This window comes from Candidatus Merdisoma sp. JLR.KK006, from assembly GCF_036941035.1.
Classification (GTDB): domain Bacteria; phylum Bacillota; class Clostridia; order Lachnospirales; family Lachnospiraceae; genus Laedolimicola.
This window is the reverse complement of the sequence record NZ_JAYMNS010000004.1, coordinates 117,649-133,444: the sequence shown is the minus strand read 5'-3', so window position 1 is coordinate 133,444 and position 15,796 is coordinate 117,649. Positions and strand designations below refer to the sequence as shown.

Sequence of the window (15,796 nt, the reverse complement as noted above, 5' to 3'; positions counted from 1 at the left end):
GCCTACATTCTTTTTTATTTGAGCTGATTTAACAGCCCATTACAGAGAAACTCCTTCATCCAGGCCGTATTAAGCTCCGGCATCTGTTCGCTCTTTTCCAGATACATTACAAAGGCTGCCATATTTGCCAGCGTTGTGATGCACGCGGCAGAGGTCGGGATATCCTCCCTAATCTCCCCGTTCTCCTTTCCCTCCCGGCACATTTCCCACAAAACCCGAATCGGGCCGCAACCAGATTCCTTTCTCTTTTGAAGCTCCTCCAAAATTGTTCCGCTAAGTCCGCTTCCCTCTGTGGTCAGACGCAGAATCCGCACAAAAACCTTTTTCTCACGAAACCGTCTCTCCATCCAGTCAAAGGCATAAACCACTTTTGCCCGAAAGCCCTCATGGCGGTCAAGTTCTTCCTTTTCTTCCTCAATCTTTTGTTCCACATCATAAAGGAGGGCACAGGCTATAATCTCCTCCCTGCTTTTAAAATAGTCGTATGCCGTTCCTTTTCCGATTCCTGCCCTTGCCGTAATATCGGATACTTTGATTCCGTTTACATCGGCACCTTCATCCAGCAGTTCCAGTACGCCCCGGTACAGAGCCAGAACCTTTGGCCTTGTTTCTTTCATTTACTCCACCTCCACAGTTTTCTTTCTGCGGATAAGTAGCGAATAGATGCAGGGAATGACAAACAGCGTCAGCAAGGTACCATAGAGCAGACCGCCGATGGTTACAATCGCCATAGGCTGAACCATATCCGCACCCATGCCCACGCCGGCTCCCATGGTGGACAGACCCAATATCGTAGTCAGTGCCGTCATCAAAATAGGACGCATACGTGTCTTTCCTGCTTCTACCAAGGCTTCCGTCTTACTCATTCCCTTGTCACAGAGCTGATTGGTATAGTCGATCAATACAATTCCATTGTTTACGATAATACCTGACAGCATCACAAAGCCAATCATAGCGATAACGCTGAATTCGCTTCCTGCTGCAAACAATCCGAAGAGACCGCCCGTAAAGGCCAGCGGTACGGTAAACATAATGATAAAAGGCGACAACAGGGACTGGAACTGGGCCACCATAATCAGGTACATGAACAGCAACGCCAGAAGAAGCATCTTCACCAACTCAACCATGGACTCCATAATCGTCTCATTTTCTCCCTGCATTTCAATGGTATATCCCTCCGGTGCCTGATATTTGTCAAGCTTTCGCTGCACCTCCGAGGATACCAGACCAACGTTGTGATCATCATCAATAGATGCCGTTACGCTGATATAGCGGGACTGGGCATCTCTCATAATCGTTTCCAGCCCCTCTGCCTCAGAAAATTCTGCAATATCCGTCAGGGGCACATGCTCCTTGGTATTATCATTTTTTGTGACAGTAAGCACCAGATCCTTGATCGTCTCTCTAGTCAGCTCCTCGTCTTCTCCGTTTACCACCAACACATCAAAGTCCTCCGTGTCTGTGGACAGGGTCGTAGCACTGGTGGGATCCGACAGCTTCGCCATAATCTCTGAAAAGACTCCTGCTGTGGTAAGCCCCTCCTGGGCAGCTTTTTCTTTATCAACCTTGATACGAAGCTCTCCCGTGGTCTCTTCTATTCCATCAGATATGTCAATGGTTCCTTCCGTCTCTTCTACAAGCTTTGCAATATCTTTCGCAATCTCCTGCAGGCGATCCAGATCCCGGCCTTTTATCATAATGGTTATGCCGCTGCCTCCTAAGGCACTCATATCCATACTGGAAGTAGATACCTCGATCTCTGCTTCCATATCCTCAGTAAGCTTTAGGATCTCGTCTTTCAGCTCTTGATTCGTAAGCTTCTTATCCTCTTTCAAAAGCCCATAGAGGGATATCTCATTGGTGGCGGTATCTCCGCTCACCAGTCCCATGCTGCTTCCTGACGCAGCCATGGCTCCTACCTCAGTCACATCTTCCAGGGTTAAGAGACGGCGCTCTAATTCATCTGCCTGTTCTGCTGTCTCACTAAGAGGTGTTCCTTCGGGCATAGTCAGTGTCATACTGATCTGTGTGCTGTCCATTTCCGGCATAAAGGCCGTTCCCTTTGCAAATTCCATCACCGCACTGAGAACCAGAAGCCCCACCGCCAAAATCAGTACAACCGCCCTGCGCCGCAATGCCAGTCGGATCAGCCTTTCATAGCCATCCATAAGCCGCTCAAAAAATCTTGAGGGCTTCTTCTCTTTTGTGTTTTTCAAAAGTGCGGATCCCATAGCCGGAACCAGAGTCAATGCTACCGCAAGGCTGGCTCCCAGGGAGTACGCAATGGTCAGTCCCATGTCTACAAAGAGCTGTCTGGTAATTCCTTCCGTAAATACAATGGGCAGGAATACACATACCGTGGTCAGGGTTGATGCTGCGATAGCTCCTGCCACTTCCTTTGCTCCCTCAATCGCCGCCTGCGCCGCACTGAATCCCTCATTTCTGAGACGGTAAATGTTTTCAATTACTACAATCGAGTTGTCTACCAGCATACCGATTCCCAATGCCAAGCCGGACAGAGAAATGATATTCAAGGTCACGCCGCTGAAATACATGCATACCACTGCCGCAACTACACTGATAGGGATGGAGCAGGCAATAACCAAAGTGGGTCTTAAATCCTTCAGAAAAACTATCAGGATTAAAACTGCCAGAATCGCTCCGGAAACCATATTGCTGAAAACCGAATCTGTTACCAGATCAATATATACGCCCTGATCCATCAAGGGAAGTAATATTAAATCCGGATCCTCCTCCTGCAGTTCTGCCATTCTCTTATTGATTCGGTCAGACACATCGCCTGTAGAATAGCCGGTCTGCTTCTGAATGGTCAGCATCACGCCTGCCTGCCCGTTGATGCTGGCGTAGACCTCATCGGAATTATCTGTCATGAATACATCCGCCACATCACTTAAATGTATGGTGTCTACTCCGTCCATTTCCATGTCAATGAGAACCATGTTTTGGAGGCTTTCTACATCATCCACCTTGTCGCCCACACGAACCAGATAGTCGATGCCTTCTTCTATCACATAGCCCGCCGGCATAGAGAAATTCTGGGCGGCAAGAAGATTCTCTACCATCTCTACGGTGAGGATGTCGGTCATGTCTGCGTTGTCCAGAGCGTCCGATTTGGCTTCTGCCAGATCCTCTTCACCCTCTTTGATGGAATCCCAGCCTTCGCTTAACTGCTTCCTTGCATCACTTAGCTGCTCTTGGGCATCACTGATCTGATCCCAGGCATCCTCTAGCTGTTCCTGCGCAGCTTCTAACTGCTCCTTGGCAGATTTCAACTGGGATTTGGTAATGTTCAGAGTTGCGGAAGCACTGCCCATCTCTATAGCTGCTATCATTTCGCCCATGTTGACTTCCGTAAGCTTTTGGCTTAGCTGGGCATCGGCAGCTTCCAGTTCCTTTTTGGCTGCTGTAAGCTGTTCTATTTCTGTCTGGGAAAATGCTGCCAATGCTTGATCTGCCTGATTCTTCTGCGCATCTATTGCTCCAACTGCTGCCGTCAGAGTTCCTAGATCTCTAACATTACTGAGCACCTCTTCAAAAGGCGTACCTGCAACAGAACTTTGTATTTCCAGAATACCCTCTTCTACAACTTTATCCCCAAAACCAAGATTGGCCGCCTCTGCGGCCTCTGCCGCTGCCTTAAGTGCATTTAATCCCTCTGACAGCTTCCCAACCGCCTCTGCCGTTGCTTTGGCGGTTTCATATTCATTTAGCCGCACTTGAATTGCTGCCAGGTTCTTTGTAATCTCAGCTTTCCCCTCATTGATCGCCGTCTGAGCCGCTGCCAGTTGAGCTGCAGTTTCTGTTTTTTTGCCGTCCAGCGTATCTATGCCGGCGTTCACTTCATCCAATCCATCCTCCAAATCTTTTTTATTCTCTTCCAGCTCTGTCTGATTCTCCTGCAGTTCAGCAATGCTTTCATTTAATTCAATCTGACCGTCATTCAGCTCCTTCTGACCGTCCGCCAGTTCTTTTTTGCCGTCTGCAATCTCTTCCTCTGCGTCTTCAAATTCACCCTCTATGTAGCCAAAGACCTGCTCATTAATGATATCAATTTTTTCCTGACGAATCACCACCTGAACATTCTCTTCAATAAGGCCGGAGGCATTTACGGAAGCGACTCCCTCCAGACTCTCCAACTCCGGAATGATAGAATCTTCCGTAAGTTTCGTCACCTCCGTATGAGACAACCCTTCCTTTCCCACGGCCGCTACCATAACCGGCATCATGTCCGGATTCAGCTTCATGATAATCGGGCTTCCTATGGAATCGTCATCCCACATGGCTTTCAGCTGATCTAGATTCTCACGCATCTCAATAGTCACGGAATCCATATTGGCTGTCTGCGCAAATTCCAAAATTACAAGTGAATAGTTCTCCGCAGAAAGGGAACTTACATTCTCAATATTGCTTACCGTGGCCATAGACTGTTCCACAGGTCTTGTCACGATACTTTCCACCGTTTCCGGACTGGCTCCTGCATAAGTGGTCATAACAATTGCATAGGGCAAGTTCATGCTGGGCAGTAAATCTGTGGTCATCTTGGTAAAAGATACAACTCCCAAAACGATAACAAGCACCACTGCCACAAATACCGTATACGGCTTCTTTACACTGTACCTGGAAATCATTTTTTCACGTCTCCTGTCTTCTCATTCTCCGACCGACCAGTCGGTTCTGCTCTATTATAAAAGTCACACCCTGGTCATGTCAAGTTAAAAAAGTATAAAACAAATCGGAAATATCTTACCTCTTTCGGATATTATTTGTCAAAAATTAATGGTTTTCATTAAACATTTTCAAGCACAAAAATATGATACCGAAATTTCTTCCGATATCATATCTTTTTACTTCACATCCTATTGCAACTATAATCTTTAAACTAATCTCTGCATCCTATCAGTATTCAGAAAATACAGAAAGACACTTTTAATACTTGTTATATTTCTCAATTTTATAAATACTTCTTCAGCACTTCTGCCTTATCCGTCTTCTCCCAAGGCAGATCCAAATCGGTGCGTCCGAAGTGGCCGTAAGCTGCCGTCTGCTTGTAAATGGGTCTGCGCAGATCCAGCATCTTGATAATGCCTGCCGGACGAAGGTCAAAGTTCTCACGAATCATCTCTACCAGCTTCTGATCGGAAAGCTTTCCGGTTCCGAAGGTATCTACCATAACAGAGGTAGGCTGTGCTACACCAATAGCGTAGGAAAGCTGAATCTCACATTTTTCTGCCAGACCTGCTGCTACAATATTCTTTGCCACATAACGTGCCGCATAAGCTGCCGAACGGTCTACCTTGGTACAATCCTTGCCGGAGAACGCTCCTCCGCCATGGCGGGCCATACCGCCGTATGTATCCACAATAATCTTTCGTCCTGTCAGTCCGCTGTCACCGTTGGGGCCGCCGATTACGAACCGTCCGGTGGGATTGATAAAGAATTTTGTATCCGCATCTACCATATCAGCAGGCAGAACCTCATCAAATACGTATTTCTTAATGTCGGCATGAATCTGTTCCTGGGTCACGTCCTCACTGTGCTGGGTAGACAGCACAACCGCATCCAGACGAATGGGCTTTCCCGCCTCATCGTACTCTACCGTCACCTGGCTCTTTCCATCCGGTCGCAGATAGGGCAGTGTGTTGTCTTTCCGAACCTTTGTCAGCTGCAGGACCAGCTTATGTGCCAGAGAAATGGGATAAGGCATCAACTCCGGTGTCTCGTTCGCGGCATAACCAAACATCATACCCTGATCTCCTGCTCCGATAGCTTCAAGCTCGCTGTCAGACATCTGATTTTCTTTTGCTTCCAATGCCTTGTTTACTCCCATAGCAATATCTGCGGACTGTTCGTCAATGGCGGTCAGTACCGCACAGTTGTCTGCATCAAAGCCGTATTTTCCACGGGTATATCCTATCTCCCGGACCGTATCTCTTACAATCTTCTGGATGTCCACATATCCCTTAGTAGTAATCTCGCCCATAACCAGTACTAAGCCGGTAGTAGTAGCTGTCTCACAAGCCACTCTGCTCATGGGATCCTGCTCTAAGAGAGCATCCAGAATGGCATCGGAAATTTGATCACAGATTTTGTCCGGATGGCCTTCGGTAACGGATTCTGAAGTGAATAGTAGTTTTTCCATGTTGTATCTCTCCTTTTTTAAATAATTAAAGGCCCGCCAAAGGCGGACCTGACATATTCTGATAATCAAATCCCCTTATTGTTCGATTACTCGCTCAGGTTGGCACCTTCCATCGCTGGGGTTGCCGTGACTTCATAGATCCTTTGTATCTCCATCACTCTGAATAAGAGAAATTCACAATATTCAATTTGCTTACCATCAACACTAAAATACACCCATTGCTTCCATTTGTCAACCCACTTTCAAACGGAATTTTTGTATCTCTTTCTCCTCACGGACTTTTTCAATCATAGCACCGAGACTTTTTAGCTTTTCTTCAAAGCATTCATAGCCCCTCTCAATAAAATGTACATCCTCCACGATCGTAATTCCGTCTGCGGCAAGTCCCGCAAGTACCAAAGCCGCTCCGGCACGCAGGTCAGGGCTGGAGATCTGCGCTCCTGTATACTGAGCCACTCCATCTATGATTGCTGTATTGCCTTCCACCTTGACATTAGCTCCCATACGAGCCAATTCATCTACATATTTAAAACGATTCTCAAAAATACTTTCTGTTACTATGCTGGTTCCTTTTGCCAGTGCAAGGGCTACTGTAATCTGCGGCTGCATATCTGTAGGAAATCCAGGATATGGCAGGGTCTTTACATTGGTAGGTTTCAGCCCTTTGGAGCAGACTACACGCACAGCATCATCAAGCTCTTCTATCTCGCAGCCAATCTCCAATAGCTTGGAAGTAGTTGCTTCCAGATGCTTGGGAATCACATTTTTCACTGTAACGTCTCCTTTTGTCACCGCTGCTGCGAACATAAAGGTTCCGGCCTCAATCTGATCCGGAATAATAGAATATTCGGTAGCATGAAGCCGTTCTACGCCCTTAATACGAATCACGTCCGTACCGGCGCCCTTGATATTAGCGCCCATACTATTCAAAAAGTTCGCTACATCTACTACATGGGGCTCCTTGGCCGCATTTTCAATGACCGTATTGCCCTCTGCCATAGATGCTGCCATCATAATATTGATGGTAGCTCCCACTGATACCACGTCAAGATAAATATGACTGCCGCACAGATGCTCTGCCTCTGCGACAATAAAGCCATATTCAATCTTCACATTTGCCCCCATAGCCTTAAAGCCTTTTAAATGCTGGTCTATGGGGCGGCTTCCAATATTACAGCCTCCCGGCAGCGGCACCTCCGCTCTCTTATACTTTCCAAGCATGGCTCCCAACAGATAATAGGAAGCGCGAATCCTCTTAATATACTCGTAATCTACACTATAGCTCCCAATCCCAGAGCTGTTAAGCTTCACTGTATGGCGATCTATACGCTCAACCTGTGCTCCAATCTCCTCCATAGCCTGTAAAAGAACATTCGTATCCCGCACATCCGGAAGATTCTCTACCATTACCGTTTCATCCGTCATAATGGCGGCTGCAAGAATTGCCAGAGCCGCATTCTTAGCTCCGCCAATCTCCACTTCACCGACAAGTGGGTTTCCACCCTTTATTACATATTGATCCATCACTGGCTGCTCCCAATCTCTATATATTTTAACCGAGCAAAATATCTATCATCACAAATACTCGTGTTGGTTTACTTTATTAATTCCCAAAAACCCAGGAAATATCCTCAATCTAGTATAACACATTCTGCTCATTTGTAAATACCTTATCTTTTGCCGTTTCCCGCCGCACGCCGAAAACGTCATACTAAAAAAGAGCTGCCCCAAAGCAAGACAGCTCCCTTTTTCCATCCTTTTTAATCCAAATAATTCAGCGGATTCACCTGACTTCCGTTTATGATAATCTCAAAATGCACATGTGGTCCTGTGCTTCGGCCTGTATTTCCGCTCAAACCAATCTTTTCCCCCTGCTTTACGCTTTGACCCGTCTTCACCAAAATTCTGCTCAAATGGCCATAACGTGTCTGGCGTCCATCCGGATGGCGGAGAGTAATGCAGTTGCCATAGCCGCCGAACCATCCTGCCTGAACCACAGTTCCTCCGCAGGAAGCCATAATCGAGGTTCCAATCGGGCACGCCCAGTCAATACCCTTATGCATTCTGCCCCATCTCATCTTAAATCCGGAGCTGAAGCGTCCGCCTGATAACGGCTTGATGTATGTGGGCGGTATCTTCGTTCCTCGCTCTATAATCTGCGGAACCGGCTCTGTAATCACAGTCTCTGCAATCATCTCCCGGCTTTCTTCCTGACCGTTTTTCTTGGTAATGAGAACCGTCACTTCATGATGTCCCGGCTCTGCCGCCTGACGCTCCGCCGTCTCCGTAGTATACCATTCATCATTATCTATATACTGAGTCTCCGCATAATAATCTTCTTCATAAGTAGCTTCCTCTATGGAAGTTACAGAAAGCTCCGGCTCTGGAACTGTAATGATAATCTCATCACCAGGATGCAGGGTTGTTCCCTCATCCAGCCCCTCATTGAGAGCCAATACATCCTTTACCAGCAAACCATTGCTGTTGGCTATCACAGAAAGCGTATCTCCGGACTGAACTTCATACACCTGATTCTTTTCCGTATCCTTAGTTACCATATCAATGGCTTCCTGGGTGGGCGTAATCATATCATTGGATACATAAGCCTCTACGATCTCTACCCGGTCAGTGAACTCCACATCCTTTAAACCATCTCCGGTGGCCTGGCGGATGTCCTCTTCCTGACTGTCCCCATTGCGGACCTGCTCCTCGGTAACCGTCATAGTAATCACATCTTCTACTGCCTGGGTTACATCATAGTCTCCGACACCGGCAGTTGTTGTTCCAAGACGCGAAAGACTGTCACTCTGCACCGGAAGCAGCTCCAGCTCTTCCGGCTCTTCCTGTTTGGAAATCTGCACAGTATAAACATTCAGTTCCCGATCAGCATCGGAAACAATGTTAATCTGAAATTCATTTTCTTCATCATAACGGTTTTTGGTGGCATAAAGTACATCCATTACATCCTGATAACTGCCGAGGGTCACTGTAAACTCATTAATCTTCATCAAATACGCTTTATGCTTGGCTGTTGCCACAACCTCACACAGCTCCTGATAAATGGCCTCTGTCAATGTCTCTGTGTCCATGGTACTTCCGAATACCTTCGGAATCTTTTCCATGCTGTACTCCACGTCTGCCAAGACCAGTCCTTCAGTCTCTCTGGAAATCCGTGCCCTTGCATCCAGAAACGCATCTTCTACTACCTCCGGATCCTTTACAGACCCTACCAGATTTCCCTCCAGGGTTACCTCATAATAACTGTCACCATTACCAAAACCTGAACCCAGCAGCGGAACACCGACAAGCATACAGCCGCAGGTAGTCACTACTGCCTGAATAAATACAAGCTTAGATCTTTTGCCAAATAATAATTTCTTTCTATTCATTTGTTTTCCAATTCATATTCTGTCTGTAATAATTTCGTAACAATTCCTATTCTACCAACAAATCCAGCGCTTGTAAAGTTTTTTCTAACGTTTCTTCTATCGTTAGCCCGTCCTCTTCCACGGTTACATGGGCATATTTCTCATAAAGCACTGACCGTTCTGCATAAAGCCCCTCCATGGTCTGTCCCTCCCGAAGCACTACACCGCGTCCCCGTATATCCCTCAGGCGGCTGACAACCGCCTGGCAGGAAAGCTTCAGATACACCACGGTTCCTATCTTTCTCAGATGCTCCATGGCCTCTGCACCATATACAACACTGCCCCCCGTGGCAATAATTGCCTGTCTTGGATTCAGCTCCTTATTTACCTGTTCCTCAATTTTCAAAAACCCTTCCGGCCCCTCTGCTTCAATAATCTGGCTGAGCAGTCTTCCTTCTTTCTTCTGTATCGCCAGATCTGCATCAATAAAATCCTTGCCCAGAACCTTTGCCAAAATGACACCCAATGTACTTTTTCCCGCTCCGGGCATCCCAATTAGAACAATGTTATTCTTCATCTATTTTTTCCGTTTCTTCCGCACACTATACCCAAAGCTTCCGCACTTCTCACCCAGAGTAAAATATTCCCCATGAGAGTAGGCCAAAAGCCCTGTATCATTTAAATGAAACTTTCCCTTCTCATCCAAGTAAGACTCATCTACATTCACTGCAAGCACTTTTGCCAAAAACATGTGATGACTTCCCAGCTCCTTTATCTCTGTCACCTTACATTCAAGGTTGACCGGACTTTCCACAATAAGCGGAGCTGCCTTCAATTTTCCCGCTTTCCCCGGCGTCAGATGAAGATCTGCAAACTTATCCACATCTCGGCCGGATTTTACTCCACAGTAATCCGCAGCATATGCCAGCTTCTTAGTTGTAAGATTAATTACAAATTCTCCTGTTTCCCGAATAATATGATATGAATACCGCTCCGGACGGATAGATACAGATACCATAACCGGATCCGAGCAGACAGTTCCCACCCATGCAAGTGTGATGATATTGGGTTTTTCTCCTTCCCGTCCGCAGCTTACCATTACGGCAGGCAGAGGATAGAGCATATTTCCCGGCTTCCATTGTTGTTTCTTCATACCCATTCCTTTCTTTGGTTCCATCTCAAAATAACTTGTACACTTTACTGACTAGAAACTCCCGTAAACTGCACAAGTTATTTTAATACAATCGTTTATTGCTGAATCACGCTTACCAATGCAGGAATCAGCTGCTTTTTTCTGGATACAAGGCCTTTCAGCTCATAGCTGTCTGAATCTTCCGGCAATTGAAACGCTTCTCTCACCAGACTGTCCGAATTAGAACCATAGCAAAGAAGCTCTGTGGTTTCCCTTACAATATTGGTCAGCATAAAGAAAATCATATTTAATCCTACTTCTTTATAAGCCACCTCCAGGTAAGGCATCAGCTTCTCCCGAATCTCTCCAAGTTCAATGGCATTCATAGAATTGATTTGTCCTACAGCAAACTCCACACCATTTACACTGAACCGTTTGAAATCCTGATAGAAGATCTCTTTTGCCGTTCTGGAACCCAAATTGCTTCCGGCAGAGAACATATCAACAGCCAGTTCTTCAATCTCAATCCCTGCAATCTCTGCAAGAGCCTCCGCTGCAACCTTATCCACCGCTGTACAGGTGGGAGAGCGGAACATCAATGTGTCCGAGATAATGGCAGAGCATAGAAGCCCGGCAATCTTCTTAGGTATTTCCACATTCTGCTCCTGATACATCTGATACATAATGGTTGCAGTACAGCCTAAAGGCTGATTGCGGAAGAAAACGGGTGACATGGTTTCCAGAGAGCCAATTCTGTGATGATCGATAATCTCCAGAATCTCCGCAAACTCAATGCCGTCCACAGCCTGAGACCCTTCATTGTGATCCACCAAAATAAGCTGCTTGCGTTTCAGGTTCAACAGGTTCCGTCTGGAAATCATGCCCACATAGTTCTCATTCTTATCAATTATAGGGAAATCCCGATAACGTTTCTGACCCATGATTTCTTTAATATCCTCTGTTTTCTCACTGACATTGAAAATAGTCAGATTCTCCGATTTCATAAAATATTGGATGGGCATACTTTGATTAATCAGCCTTGCCGCAGTAAATGTATCATAAGGTGTACTGATAACCACACAGCTATGTTCTTCGGCCAGCTTCCTTATGGTAATAGAAACCTTAGCCCCCTCACAGACAATGATGCAGCCTGCCCGCATCTCAATAGCGCAGAGCTGAGACTCGTATCTGTTTCCCAGAATGACCAGATCTCCCTCTTCAATATAGTCCTCCATCAGATCTGGATTGGCCGCTGCAATCAATACCTTGCCCCGGTTATAATAGTCATCCTCAGATCCAATCAGCAGGCATCCCTCCAGAGTTTCCACTATATTCCGATATTGGGTATTGGCTGTTGAAAGAATCTTGCTGTCATAAACATCCATATAAGCGGTGGCAATATCTCCAATCGTAATCAGCCCTTCAATCTTCCGTTCATTTGTAATCGGAAGTGTCACCACGCCTAACTGGCGCATCAGATTCCATGCCTGCTTTAGTGAAAGGTTGCCGCGAACTCCTTCCGTCTTTCGAATCTCAATATCTTTTACCTGAGTCATCACATCTGCCACATAGACAGGAGCTTCTGCCTGAAAAAAGTTCAGCACATACTGCGTCTCCTGATTTAGCTGTCCGGCCCGAGCCGCAATATAACCTCCGCCATATATTTGATTTTTCAGATAAGCATAAGCCAAGGCTGAGCAAATGGAGTCTGTGTCCGGATTTTTATGACCGATAATATACACTGGTCTTGTAAGATCTTTTTCCATACCTTTTCCTTTCAAACATCTACTATACAGATTTTATCTTATTTTATCATTTCCATGTGGGCATTACAACCATTTTCCCCAAGACGGTCCTCGGAATATTTTATGTATTTTGCCCTATTATTGCTTTTTTCCTTACAGTTATTTTGTGTATTTTCACAATAAGTTCACATTCCGTTCACACTTTGTTCATTTTTAAATGATATACTGAATTTACGTTAAAGGAAGAACTTCCTTCCAGATAAAGTTGCTTTCATTACACATATAGATAAATTTTTTCATAATAGCCTCGGCGTACTCAGTACGTCGGGGCACTCCTCATTTTGCGTAAAAACTATGAACCGGACGGCAAAAGTAATGTAGAATCCGCTCTATTGTGTCATCCCCAAATGAAAAAAAACACGCCCCACAATCTCTTCCTGCTTAACTGCCCCAAACATCCTTGAGTCTATAGAATCCGCTTGATTATCGCCCAGCACAAAATATGTACCTGCCGGAACCTCGTAAGATGTCTCCACGCCTTCCTCACTTATTTCCACTTGTTCATTGCCGCATGCTGCAATCCGCTTCACATACTGTATGCCATCCTTGCGCTGAATAATCACGATATCGTCCTTTCGGTATTCTTTGTCCAGACGATAGAACACTACGAGCTCCCCATCCAGCAATGTCGGTTCCATAGAACTCCCACTGACAAAGGCAATACCGATTATGTAATGGAGAAGCACATAAATGGCTCCTACCAATATTACACTTTCCGCAAAAAGCTGCTTAAACTCCCGTCTTCGCTGAAGCCTATCCAACTTTTCCTCCAGTATTACTGCCGGATCCTGTTTTATTCTTTTTCCCATACAACTATCCCAGTTTGTTCCCCTACTACCAGATGAATTTTATCTTTCAAACCGCCAAGCCTGCTTATCATTTGCTCCAATTCATCCCGAAAAGTCTCTAACTGATGAATACGATCTCTTTCCTTTTCCTTCAGCTTCCGGTCATACTCGCTCGCTGCATTTTCTAATTTCTGATTACATTCACTCTGTGCTTCTCCCAGTTTCCGGTTGCACTCACTTCTTACTTCTCCTACCTTCTGGTCATGTTCACACCGTGCTTCCTCCAATTTTTCATCGCACTCTCTCTTTATCTCTTCCACCTGACGGGCATGTTTCTTTTTTTCTTCTTCTAGCTGACGAGCATATTCACTCTTTATTTCTTCCATACGCCGGATGCGTTCGCGATTCGCTTCCTCTGCGCGCTGTACAGACTTCTGCTCTGCTTCTTCAAGAAGCTGTGCATGCTCTTTCTTCATTTCCTCCATCTGACGCAGATATTCTTTTTGAACAGCTTCCAGTTCCCTTGCATGTTCGGCTTTCAGTTCCTCCTGCTGCGCCTTCAGAGCATCCACCTGCTTTGCGCACTCTTCCTTTATCTCATTCTGAGATCTTTGCAGATGGTTGCGAATTTCAATCACATCCTCCTGCTGTTGCTTTTTCATCTGCTTTAGCTGCCCTCTTACCTGTTCTCGCATCTGCTGAGCACGATTCTGGTACATGCCGTTTAACTGCTGCATTTTCTCCAGTACTGCTTCTTTCTGATATCCAAACAATCCTGTCTTAATTTTCATTTTTTGAAGGAATTCACTAATCTCCGGATAGTCAACGGGCATAGTTGATGAAACGATATCCGGCATCTCTAATGGCTGAAACTCTTCTGTTTTTACTTCTGCAGTATTTTCTGTTTCCATTTTCTTCATATTCTCCTTTGTTCTATGATGTCCCAGATATTTTACGATCATAACCTGTAATATATATTTTTGCAAGCAGGTCCTAAATCTTTACTTTCTGCTGAAAATCAGATATACTTAAAATCAGCTTTTACATGTTTACAGGAGGTTTTGCATGTTTCGTTTATGGGCCAAAACTTTTAAAAATAACCGCATGCTTCGAGATACTGTCATTTGTGACAGCAGCAGCGACACACGTACTCACAAGGTCTTGCACGCTTTGGACGAGGTCTGCTCTCAATTTGACCTTGGACGGCCTTTATGGCTGGACTCCAATGTTCGGGAATTTCAGAAGCATGCCAAGGCCAGATTCTACAGCGACAGCTTTATTGAGCAGATTGATTTTGATTATCTGGAAATCCAAATGTTAGAAGAGGATGACTGAGCAAAATCGGTTCTAACACGTCTCTTAACAGTGAGCATTTTCACTAAACCAGATTCTCCGGATTCAGGCACTCTAATTCCGGAATCACAAATCGTCCATTCTTTCGAATTAATCGATCATCAAAATAAATTTCTCCGCCGCCGAACTCTTCTCGCTGAATCATTACCAAATCCCAATGAATTGCGCTGGAATTGCCATTTGGCGCATCTTCGTAACAATTGCCAGGAGTAAAATGAATGGAGCCCATGATTTTCTCGTCAAACAAAGTATCCTTCATAGGAGCAAGAATGTAGGGGTTCACACCAATGGCGAATTCTCCTACATAACGGGCACCCTCGTCCGTATCAAATACTTGGTTCAATCGTTCTGTATGATTAGATATCGCATTTACAATCTTACCATCCTTAAATTCCAGGCAGATATTCTCATAGGTAACGCCTTGATACAAAGATGGTGTATTATAGGTGATTTTTCCATTGACAGAATCTCTTACAGGCGCCGTATAAACCTCTCCGTCCGGAATGTTCAGCTCACCTGCGCAGGCAATCGCCGGTATCCCTTTAATAGAAAAGTTCAAATCTGTCCCCGTTCCGGTTAGGCGAACCTTGTCTGTATCATTCATCAGCTCTACCAACGGTTCCATGGCTTTTGCCATCTTGGAATAATCCAGATTACACACCTGGAAATAGAAATCCTCAAAGGCTTCTGTGCTGGTGCCGGAAAGCTGTGCCATGGACATATTGGGATAGCGCAGAACTACCCAGCGAGTCTTTGGCACGCGAATATTATGATGAACAGGTGTGGAATACAAGGTATCGTACAAATGCATCTTTTCAGACGGAACGTCTGAAAGCTCCGACACATTATCGCTGCCTCGTACACCAATATAGCAATCCATCTGAGACATCTCCTGCGATGCCAGATCTGCCATCAATTTTAACTGCTCATCAGTACAATTCAACAAAACTTCCCTTTGAAGCTTGGGATTGATATAGTGTACAAACGGAAGTCCGCCGGCTGCATACACCTCCTTCACAAGCTGTCTGGCCAAATCCTCTGTAGCGGGGCCGGTATAATTAATATATGCCTTATCCCCTTTTCCCACCTTGCAGGAATAATTCACCAGGTTTTTCGCCAACGTTTTAATTCTCTCATCCATAGTTTCATTCTCCTTAATTTATCTAAACTTCTTGGACATTCCTTTTATT

12 protein-coding genes and 1 riboswitch are annotated in these 15,796 nt (G+C 45.4%); of the genes, 1 reads left to right on the top strand and 11 read right to left on the bottom strand.

From position 1 onward, the window contains the following. Positions 1-14: 14 nt before the first annotated feature. The 10 genes from VSQ61_RS05045 to VSQ61_RS05000 all read right to left on the bottom strand — a co-directional run bounded on the left by VSQ61_RS05045 (position 15) and on the right by VSQ61_RS05000 (position 14,164). The gene (locus VSQ61_RS05045) at positions 15-617 is read right to left on the bottom strand and encodes a TetR/AcrR family transcriptional regulator (RefSeq protein WP_334343355.1); all 603 of its coding nucleotides are present in this window, start codon (positions 615-617) and stop codon (positions 15-17) included. Then, positions 618-4,649, bottom strand: a complete 4,032-nt coding sequence (locus tag VSQ61_RS05040; protein ID WP_334343354.1) for an efflux RND transporter permease subunit — start codon at positions 4,647-4,649, stop codon at positions 618-620. 323 nt (positions 4,650-4,972) lie between these two features. After that, the gene (gene metK / locus VSQ61_RS05035; protein WP_334343353.1) at positions 4,973-6,160 is read right to left on the bottom strand and encodes a methionine adenosyltransferase; all 1,188 of its coding nucleotides are present in this window, start codon (positions 6,158-6,160) and stop codon (positions 4,973-4,975) included. Between the two features lie 72 nt (positions 6,161-6,232). After that, positions 6,233-6,330, bottom strand: a riboswitch (SAM riboswitch). Between the two features lie 61 nt (positions 6,331-6,391). Beyond that, a complete protein-coding gene (gene murA / locus VSQ61_RS05030) occupies positions 6,392-7,684 on the bottom strand; it encodes a UDP-N-acetylglucosamine 1-carboxyvinyltransferase (RefSeq protein ID WP_334343352.1) in 1,293 nt (430 codons plus the stop codon). Positions 7,685-7,920: 236 nt separating this feature from the next. Beyond that, entirely contained in the window at positions 7,921-9,549 is a 1,629-nt protein-coding gene (locus VSQ61_RS05025; RefSeq protein ID WP_334343351.1) for a peptidoglycan DD-metalloendopeptidase family protein, read from the bottom strand. A 46-nt stretch (positions 9,550-9,595) separates the two neighbouring features. Beyond that, complete coding sequence (locus VSQ61_RS05020) at positions 9,596-10,105, bottom strand: shikimate kinase (protein ID WP_334343350.1); 510 nt, start codon at positions 10,103-10,105, stop codon at positions 9,596-9,598. After that, positions 10,106-10,681 carry a flavin reductase family protein gene (locus VSQ61_RS05015; RefSeq protein ID WP_334343349.1) on the bottom strand — a complete coding sequence of 192 codons (576 nt, stop codon included), beginning with the start codon at positions 10,679-10,681 and terminating at the stop codon, positions 10,106-10,108. It abuts the gene before it with no gap. Between the two features lie 95 nt (positions 10,682-10,776). Continuing rightward, positions 10,777-12,426 (bottom strand): putative manganese-dependent inorganic diphosphatase, encoded by a 1,650-nt coding sequence (locus VSQ61_RS05010; RefSeq protein WP_334343348.1) that lies wholly within the window; start codon positions 12,424-12,426, stop codon positions 10,777-10,779. Positions 12,427-12,794: 368 nt separating this feature from the next. After that, positions 12,795-13,274, bottom strand: a complete 480-nt coding sequence (gene lepB, locus VSQ61_RS05005; RefSeq protein ID WP_334343347.1) for a signal peptidase I — start codon at positions 13,272-13,274, stop codon at positions 12,795-12,797. Next, entirely contained in the window at positions 13,259-14,164 is a 906-nt protein-coding gene (locus VSQ61_RS05000; protein ID WP_334343346.1) for a hypothetical protein, read from the bottom strand. The genes lepB and VSQ61_RS05000 overlap by 16 nt, the downstream gene beginning before the upstream one ends. Positions 14,165-14,318: 154 nt before the next feature. Between VSQ61_RS05000 and VSQ61_RS04995 the strand changes: the two genes are divergently transcribed. Then, entirely contained in the window at positions 14,319-14,588 is a 270-nt protein-coding gene (locus VSQ61_RS04995; protein ID WP_334343345.1) for a hypothetical protein, read from the top strand. A 43-nt stretch (positions 14,589-14,631) separates the two neighbouring features. On the opposite strand, the gene VSQ61_RS04990 is transcribed toward VSQ61_RS04995, so the two are convergent. Then, on the bottom strand, positions 14,632-15,747 hold the full coding sequence (locus VSQ61_RS04990; RefSeq protein WP_334343344.1) for an aminopeptidase: 1,116 nt from the start codon (positions 15,745-15,747) through the stop codon (positions 14,632-14,634). Between the last annotated feature and the right edge of the window lie 49 nt (positions 15,748-15,796).